Source organism: Citrobacter sp. Cc139 (genome assembly GCF_030334645.1).
Lineage (GTDB): Bacteria > Pseudomonadota > Gammaproteobacteria > Enterobacterales > Enterobacteriaceae > Citrobacter > Citrobacter werkmanii.
Map to the genome: position 1 here is coordinate 64797 of NZ_JAOWDM010000084.1, position 8882 is coordinate 73678.

The 8882-nt window shown below is 51.5% G+C and carries 7 protein-coding genes; 6 read left to right on the plus strand and 1 reads right to left on the minus strand.

The window, feature by feature from the left end; genetic code table 11:
• The first annotated feature begins 18 nt into the window (after positions 1 to 18).
• Together OGV69_RS15380 and ompL are read left to right on the plus strand one after the other, a co-directional pair.
• Positions 19 to 1440, plus strand: a complete 1422-nt coding sequence (locus tag OGV69_RS15380; RefSeq protein WP_069324897.1) for an MFS transporter — start codon at positions 19 to 21, stop codon at positions 1438 to 1440.
• 66 nt (positions 1441 to 1506) lie between these two features.
• The gene (gene ompL, locus OGV69_RS15385) at positions 1507 to 2199 is read left to right on the plus strand and encodes a porin OmpL (RefSeq protein WP_038635850.1); all 693 of its coding nucleotides are present in this window, start codon (positions 1507 to 1509) and stop codon (positions 2197 to 2199) included.
• A 70-nt stretch (positions 2200 to 2269) separates the two neighbouring features.
• Here ompL and typA read toward each other — a convergent pair whose 3' ends face one another.
• The gene (gene typA / locus OGV69_RS15390) at positions 2270 to 4093 is read right to left on the minus strand and encodes a ribosome-dependent GTPase TypA (protein WP_003028641.1); all 1824 of its coding nucleotides are present in this window, start codon (positions 4091 to 4093) and stop codon (positions 2270 to 2272) included.
• Positions 4094 to 4473: 380 nt separating this feature from the next.
• On the opposite strand from typA, the gene glnA reads away from it, so the two are divergent.
• From glnA to OGV69_RS15410, 4 genes are all read left to right on the plus strand, one after another.
• A complete protein-coding gene (gene glnA / locus OGV69_RS15395; RefSeq protein ID WP_038635848.1) occupies positions 4474 to 5883 on the plus strand; it encodes a glutamate--ammonia ligase in 1410 nt (469 codons plus the stop codon).
• 281 nt (positions 5884 to 6164) lie between these two features.
• The gene (gene glnL, locus OGV69_RS15400; protein ID WP_038635845.1) at positions 6165 to 7214 is read left to right on the plus strand and encodes a nitrogen regulation protein NR(II); all 1050 of its coding nucleotides are present in this window, start codon (positions 6165 to 6167) and stop codon (positions 7212 to 7214) included.
• An 11-nt stretch (positions 7215 to 7225) separates the two neighbouring features.
• The gene (gene glnG / locus OGV69_RS15405; RefSeq protein WP_069324906.1) at positions 7226 to 8635 is read left to right on the plus strand and encodes a nitrogen regulation protein NR(I); all 1410 of its coding nucleotides are present in this window, start codon (positions 7226 to 7228) and stop codon (positions 8633 to 8635) included.
• A 112-nt stretch (positions 8636 to 8747) separates the two neighbouring features.
• The gene (locus OGV69_RS15410; RefSeq protein WP_003028631.1) at positions 8748 to 8858 is read left to right on the plus strand and encodes a YshB family small membrane protein; all 111 of its coding nucleotides are present in this window, start codon (positions 8748 to 8750) and stop codon (positions 8856 to 8858) included.
• The last annotated feature ends 24 nt before the right edge of the window (positions 8859 to 8882 follow it).

Consider the following 8882-nt stretch of genomic DNA (forward strand, 5'->3'; position numbering starts at 1 on the left):
CGCTATTGAGGAGCGATTATGTCTTTTCATGATCCGCTAACGCTAAAACTGAGCCTGCGTGAAAAATTCGCCTACGGAGTGGGTGACTTCGGCTCAAATTTGATGCTGTGTATCGGCACGCTGTATCTGCTTAAATTTTATACCGATGAACTAGGGATGCCTGCATATTACGGTGGGATTATCTTTCTGGTGGCGAAGTTCTTCACCGCCTTTACCGATATGCTGACCGGTGTATTGCTGGATTCAAGGCGAAATATTGGCACAAAAGGAAAATTCAGACCCTTTATTTTATATGCGTCATTCCCTGTCGCAATCGTTGCCAGCGCGCAGTTTTTAGCGACAGATTTTACGCTCACGGTGAAAACCGGGCTGGCGACGGTGCTGTTTATGCTGTTTGGTCTGTTCTATAGCCTGATGAACTGCTCCTACGGCGCGATGGTGCCAGCTATCACGAAAAACCCACATGAACGCGCTCAGCTCGCCGCCTGGCGTCAGGGCGGCGCAACCATGGGTCTGCTATTGTGTACCGTTGGCTTTATGCCGATTCAGGCGCTGTTTGTCAGTTCCCCCTCATTGGGTTATCTGATTGCCGCATTGATCTTTTCAGTCTGCGGGCTGTTCAGCATGTGGTGGTGCTTTAGCGGTGTGAAAGAACGTTATATCGAAATCGTGCCGGATCACCATAAGCCCAGCATTCTCAAATCATTCTGTGCCATTTTCCGTAATCCCCCGCTGCTGGTGCTGTGTGTCGCCAACCTGTGTACACTGGCCGCATTCAACATCAAACTGGCAATCCAGGTGTATTACACCCAGTACGTGCTCAATGATATTCATCTGCTGTCGTGGATGGGTTTTTTCAGCATGGGATGCATTCTGGTCGGCGTGCTGCTGGTTCCCGCGACCGTGAAACGCTTCGGTAAAAAGCAGGTTTATCTCGGCGGTTTGGCATTATGGGCTGTCGGTGATGTTCTGAACTTTTTCTGGGGCAGTACGTCATTTTTGTTCGTAACATTCTCCTGTATGGCCTTCTTCGGGACAGCATTCGTCAACAGCCTGAACTGGGCGTTGGTTCCGGATACGGTCGATTATGGCGAATGGAAAACGGGGATCCGCGCGGAAGGTTCGGTGTATACGGGTTATACCTTTTCTCGCAAAATTTCCGCTGCGCTCGCGGGCTTCCTGCCAGGCATCATGCTGACGCAAATCGGTTATATTCCCAACATAACCCAGAGCGATGCCACCCTGCTTGGCCTGCGTCAGCTTATTTTTCTGTGGCCTTGCGGGCTGGCTATTATCGCTGCATTCACGATGGGTTTATTTTATAAACTCAATGAAACGCGTTTTGCTTTTATTATTGAGGAAATCAGCCAACGGAAGAAAAACAACACTCAAGCGGATCTTGTCACCACTAAAAATAATACCTCTGCTGTAAACGTATAAAAATAATTGCCGCTTATTCCATCTTAATGGATGGCGGCCTCCCTACGCTTAAAAAATGGATTTATTATGAAAAAGTTAACAACACTAATTCTCTTATCCTCTGTTATGTCTACTTCTGTTTTTGCAGGCGCCTATGTCGAGAACCGCGAGGCATATAATCTGGCATCCGATCAGATAGAAGTGATGATGCGCGTTGGCTATAACTCCGATATGGGCGCAGGTATCATGCTCACCAACACCTACACCATGCAACGCAAAGATGAGTTAAAACACGGCTATAACGAAATAGAAGGTTGGTATCCTTTATTTAAACCGACGGATAAATTAACTATCCAGCCCGGTGGGTTGATCAACGATAAGAGTACGGGTTCCGGTGGCGCTGCCTACCTGGATGTTAACTATAAATTTACCCCGTGGTTTAATCTTACCGTGCGTAATCGTTATAACCATAATAACTACAGTTCAACCGATCTAAACGGTGATCAGGATAATAACGATACCTATGAAATAGGTAACTACTGGAATTTTACTATCACTGATAAGTTTTCCTATACCTTTGAGCCGCACTATTTTATACGAGTCAATGACTTCAACAGCAGTAACGGAAAAGATCATCACTGGGAAATTACAAATACCTTTAAGTATCGTATCAATGAACACTGGCTACCCTATCTGGAGTTACGCTGGTTAGATCGCAATGTGGAACCTTATCATCGCGAGCAAAATCAGATTCGTATTGGGGCAAAGTATTTCTTCTGATGCTCCCAAGATAAAAAAAAGCCGCTGATAACCAGCGGCTTTTTTATGCTTACCTGAGAAAGAGCGTTAATTACTCTTCTTTCGCGCCACGCATTGCACGGCGACGATCGTTTTCAGTCAGGTGACGCTTACGGATACGGATAGAGGTTGGAGTCACTTCTACCAGTTCGTCGTCATCGATGAATTCCAGAGCCTGCTCCAGAGTCATCTTAACCGGCGGAACCAGAACCGTTGCTTCGTCAGTACCGGACGCACGCATGTTGGTCAGTTTCTTACCGGTCAGGCAGTTTACGGTCAGGTCGTTAGAGCGGCTGTGAATACCGATGATCTGGCCTTCGTAAACTTCAGCACCGTGACCCAGGAACAGCTTACCGCGGTCCTGCAGGCTGAACAGTGCGAACGCAACTGCTTTACCCTGGCCGTTGGAGATCAGTACGCCGTTCTGACGCTGACCCACATCACCCGCACGAACGTCGTCGTAGTGGCTGAAGGTGGAATACAGCAGACCGGTACCGGAGGTCATGGTCATGAATTCTGAACGGAAGCCGATCAGACCACGGCTTGGGATCACGTAGTCAAGACGTACGCGGCCTTTGCCATCTGGATTCATGTTTTTCAGATCGCCTTTACGCTCACCCAGAGCCTGCATCACAGAACCCTGATGCTGCTCTTCAACGTCCAGCGTTACGTTTTCGAACGGCTCTTGTTTACGGCCATCGATTTCGCGGAAGATAACTTTCGGACGGGAAACCGCCATTTCGAAACCTTCACGACGCATGTTTTCGATCAGAACAGACAGGTGCAGCTCACCACGACCGGACACACGGAACGCATCCGCATCTTCGGTTTCTTCAACGCGCAGCGCAACGTTGTGCACTAGCTCTTTGTTCAGGCGGTCAAGGATCTGACGAGAGGTAACATATTTACCTTCTTTACCACAGAACGGAGAGGTGTTTACGCAGAAGAACATGGTTACGGTCGGTTCATCAACGGACAGAGCCGGCAGCGCTTCGACATTCTGCGGGTCGCAGATGGTGTCGGAGATGTTCAGTTCGCCCAGACCGGTGATCGCGATGATATCGCCTGCTTCGGCAATATCACTCTCGATACGTTCCAGACCCAGGTGGGTCAGAACTTTACCGACTTTACCGTTGCGGGTTTTGCCTTCGCTATCAATGATAGTGATCTGCTGGTTCGGTTTAACTTTACCGCGTTTGATGCGGCCGATACCGATAACGCCAACGTAGTTGTTGTAGTCCAGCTGAGAGATCTGCATCTGCAGCGGGCCGTCAAGGTCTACGTTCGGAGCCGGTACGCGATCAACGATGGTCTGATACAGCGGAGTCATGTCTTCCGCCATATCTTCGTGATCCAGACCTGCGATACCGTTCAGCGCGGAAGCGTAAACGATCGGGAAGTCCAGCTGTTCGTCGGTAGCGTCGAGGTTAACGAACAGGTCGAATACCTGATCAACAACCCAGTCAGGGCGCGCGCCAGGACGGTCAACTTTGTTGATAACAACAATTGGCTTCAGGCCATGGGCAAAGGCTTTTTTGGTCACGAAGCGCGTCTGCGGCATCGGACCATCCATTGCATCCACCACCAGCAGCACGGAGTCGACCATGGACATTACACGTTCAACTTCACCACCGAAGTCGGCGTGCCCCGGGGTGTCAACGATGTTGATACGGTAGTCATTCCATTTGATAGCGGTGTTTTTAGCGAGGATGGTAATCCCACGCTCTTTCTCCAAATCGTTGGAGTCCATCACGCGCTCTTGGGTTTCAGCACGTGCATCGAACGTACCGGATTGTTGGAGCAGCTTGTCTACCAGGGTCGTTTTACCATGGTCTACGTGCGCGATGATGGCGATGTTACGCAAATTTTCGATCACAACTTTGCCTCAGGCATTTTAGAAATAGCGCGTTATTGTACACGGATTAATCGCAGTACAAAACAGGATCACAAACATCCTCCGCAAACAAGTATTGCAGAGTTTCTTTGTGATCACATTCACGGAGCGTTAAAAGGGGTAATCTGGAGTGCGTTGCACCAATATGGTGCTTAATGTTCACATTAAAGCACTATAATGGTGCAATACATCCTTCATGGTGCAGCCCCTTTGCACGATAGTGCGCATGATAACGCCTTTTAGGGGCAATTTAAAAGTTGGCACAGATTTCGCTTTATCTTTTTTACGGCGACACGGCCAATTTTTTGCAGAATTGAAGACTTCGTTACCACGACGACCATGACCAATCCGGGAGAGTAAGTATGTCCGCTGAACACGTTTTGACGATGCTGAACGAACACGAAGTGAAGTTTGTTGATTTGCGCTTCACTGATACTAAAGGTAAAGAACAGCACGTCACTATTCCTGCTCATCAGGTAAATGCCGAATTCTTTGAAGAAGGCAAAATGTTTGACGGCTCCTCAATCGGTGGCTGGAAAGGCATTAACGAATCAGACATGGTTCTGATGCCAGATGCGTCTACTGCACTCATTGACCCGTTCTATGAAGAGTCCACCCTGATCATCCGTTGTGATATCCTGGAACCCGGTACGCTGCAGGGCTACGACCGCGACCCGCGTTCCATCGCTAAACGCGCTGAAGAGTACCTGCGTTCTACCGGCATCGCAGACACCGTTCTGTTCGGACCAGAGCCAGAGTTCTTCCTGTTTGACGACATCCGTTTCGGCGCGTCCATTTCCGGTTCCCACGTGGCTATCGATGATATCGAGGGCGCATGGAACTCCTCCACCAAATACGAAGGTGGTAACAAAGGTCACCGTCCGGGCGTGAAAGGCGGTTACTTCCCGGTTCCTCCGGTAGATTCTTCTCAGGACATCCGTTCTACCATGTGTCTGATCATGGAAGAAATGGGCCTGGTCGTTGAAGCGCATCACCACGAAGTAGCGACTGCTGGTCAGAACGAAATCGCGACCCGCTTCAACACCATGACCAAAAAAGCGGACGAAATTCAGATCTACAAATATGTGGTTCACAACGTCGCTCACCGTTTCGGTAAAACCGCGACCTTTATGCCAAAACCAATGTTTGGCGATAACGGTTCCGGCATGCACTGCCACATGTCCCTGTCCAAGAACGGCGTAAACCTGTTCTCCGGTGACAAATATGCGGGTCTGTCTGAGCAGGCGCTGTACTACATCGGCGGCGTTATCAAACACGCTAAAGCGATCAACGCCCTGGCGAACCCGACCACCAACTCCTACAAGCGTCTGGTCCCGGGTTACGAAGCGCCGGTAATGCTGGCTTACTCTGCCCGTAACCGTTCTGCTTCTATCCGTATTCCGGTAGTGGCTTCTCCGAAAGCGCGTCGTATCGAAGTGCGCTTCCCGGACCCGGCTGCTAACCCGTACCTGTGCTTCGCCGCGCTGCTGATGGCGGGTCTTGACGGTATTAAGAACAAGATCCACCCGGGTGAAGCGATGGACAAAAACCTGTACGACCTGCCGCCTGAAGAAGCGAAGGAGATCCCACAGGTTGCAGGTTCTCTGGAAGAAGCACTGAAAGAACTGGATCTGGACCGCGAGTTCCTGACTGCAGGCGGCGTGTTCACCAATGAAGCGATCGATGCGTACATTGCGCTGCGTCGTGAAGAAGATGACCGTGTGCGCATGACGCCGCACCCGGTAGAGTTTGAGCTGTACTACAGCGTTTAATCGTTTGAGTTGCCGTGGAAACTTTAGCCTGTTTCTGACAGGTTTGAGGTTGATGGCAAACATTACGATGCCCGATGGCGCAACCTTATCGGACCTACCGGGCAACCACCTTGTAGGCCGGATAAGGCGAAGCCGCCATCCGGCATCACGGTTTGTCAGCAATCTGTAGCCCATCCCAGGATGGGCTTTTTTCTCCACTAACAACCTGCTTTCTCGCGCTTTTTATCCATAAAAAGCTATAATGCACTAAAATGGTGCAACACTTTTCAGGAGACTGCTGAATGGCAACCGGCACGCTGCCCGATGCTGGGCAGATCCTCAATTCTTTAATCAATAGCATCTTACTCGTCGACGATGAGCTGTCGATACATTACGCCAACCCGGCGGCGCAACAACTGCTCGCCCAAAGCTCCCGCAAACTGTTTGGTACACCGCTGCCCGATCTGTTGAGTTATTTTTCGTTAAACATCGGACTGATGCGTGAGAGCCTGGAAGCTGGTCAGGGCTTTACGGATAACGAAGTGACGCTGGTGATAGACAGCCACTCGCATATCCTCTCTGTCACCGCCCAGAGGCTGCCTGATGGGCTTATCCTGCTGGAGATGGCGCCAATGGATAACCAGCGCCGTCTGAGTCAGGAACAGCTCCAGCATGCCCAGCAAATTGCCGCCCGCGATCTGGTACGCGGTCTGGCGCATGAAATTAAAAACCCGTTGGGCGGTTTACGCGGCGCGGCGCAGCTTCTCAGTAAAGCGCTCCCGGACCCGGCGCTGACCGAATATACCAAAGTTATTATTGAGCAGGCCGACCGCCTGCGTAATCTGGTCGACCGTCTGTTAGGACCGCAACAACCGGGCATGCATATCACGGAAAGTATTCACAAAGTGGCCGAGCGTGTGGTGGCGCTGGTTTCGATGGAAGTGCCAGAAAACGTTACGCTAATTCGTGATTACGATCCGAGCCTGCCTGAGTTATTGCACGACCCGGACCAGATAGAACAGGTCCTGCTGAATATCGTGCGCAATGCCCTGCAAGCGTTAGGGCCGGAAGGCGGCGAGATCGTCCTGCGTACCCGCACTGCGTTTCAGCTCACGCTGCACGGCGTGCGTTACCGTCTGGCGGCGCGGATCGATGTTGAGGATAACGGCCCGGGTATTCCCCCTCATTTGCAGGACACGCTGTTCTACCCAATGGTCAGCGGTCGCGAGGGCGGTACCGGCCTTGGATTATCCATCGCCCGTAATTTAATTGATCAGCATTCCGGCAAAATTGAATTTACCAGTTGGCCGGGTCATACCGAGTTCTCGGTTTACCTGCCTATCAGGAAATAAAGGTGACGTTTATGCAACGAGGAATAGTCTGGGTCGTTGATGACGATAGTTCCATCCGTTGGGTGCTAGAACGTGCGCTCGCAGGAGCTGGTCTGAGCTGTACCGCATTTGAAAGCGGTAAAGAGGTACTGGATGCACTGACCAGCAAAACACCGGACGTGCTGTTGTCAGACATTCGCATGCCGGGTATGGATGGTCTGACCCTGTTAAAACAGATCAAACAGCGTCATCCGATGCTTCCGGTCATCATAATGACGGCGCATTCCGATCTGGATGCCGCCGTCAGCGCCTACCAGCAAGGGGCGTTTGATTATCTGCCCAAACCTTTTGATATTGACGAAGCTGTGGCGCTGGTCGAACGCGCCATCAGTCATTATCAGGAACAGCAGCAGCCGCGTAATGTACAAATCCACGGTCCAACGACCGACATCATTGGCGAAGCGCCGGCGATGCAGGATGTTTTTCGCATTATTGGCCGGCTTTCGCGTTCTTCAATCAGCGTATTGATTAATGGTGAGTCTGGGACTGGTAAAGAGCTGGTCGCTCATGCCCTACACCGCCACAGCCCACGCGTCAAAGCGCCGTTTATCGCGCTGAACATGGCGGCTATCCCGAAAGATTTGATCGAGTCTGAACTGTTCGGTCATGAGAAAGGGGCGTTTACCGGGGCAAATACCATTCGTCAGGGGCGTTTTGAGCAGGCTGACGGTGGTACGCTGTTCCTCGACGAAATCGGCGATATGCCGCTGGACGTGCAAACGCGTTTATTGCGCGTATTAGCCGATGGACAGTTTTACCGTGTGGGCGGTTATGCGCCGGTGAAAGTGGATGTACGCATCATCGCCGCCACGCATCAGAATCTGGAACTGCGCGTACAGGAAGGCAAATTCCGTGAGGATTTATTCCACCGCCTGAACGTCATACGCGTTCATTTGCCCCCGCTGCGTGAACGTCGGGAAGACATCCCTCGCCTGGCACGTCATTTCCTGCAGGAAGCGGCCCGCGAGCTGGGGGTGGAAGCCAAGCAATTACATCCCGAAACCGAGGCAGCGCTTACGCGTCTGGCCTGGCCGGGCAATGTACGCCAGCTTGAAAACACCTGCCGCTGGTTAACCGTCATGGCTGCCGGACAGGAAGTATTGATTCAGGACTTGCCGACCGAGCTTTTTGAAACCAGCGTGCCAGACGCGCCGTCCACTATGCAGCCGGACAGTTGGGCAACGCTGTTAGCGCAGTGGGCAGACCGGGCATTACGTTCCGGTCATCAAAACTTGCTTTCTGAAGCTCAACCAGAGATGGAACGCACGCTGTTGACCACCGCGCTGCGTCATACCCAGGGGCATAAACAGGAAGCAGCGCGTTTGCTCGGCTGGGGCCGTAATACCTTGACGCGTAAGTTAAAAGAACTCGGAATGGAGTGACGATCGGTCGCTGTGTAAAGATTGATAATTGAGCGCAAATAGCTGCTATTTTGCGCTTTACTGTTCCGATGAGTTAAGTATGATCGTGCCCGGCTAACGGGGAGAAGTCATCATGCTGGAATCAATGATTAATCTGCTGTCGAGCGGTGCGGTCGAAAGCCATACGCCACAAACTGCGGTTGCCGCAGTGCTGTGCGCGGCGCTGGTTGGACTGTTCAGCTAGTGGGTTTGTCGGGTGGCGCTGCGC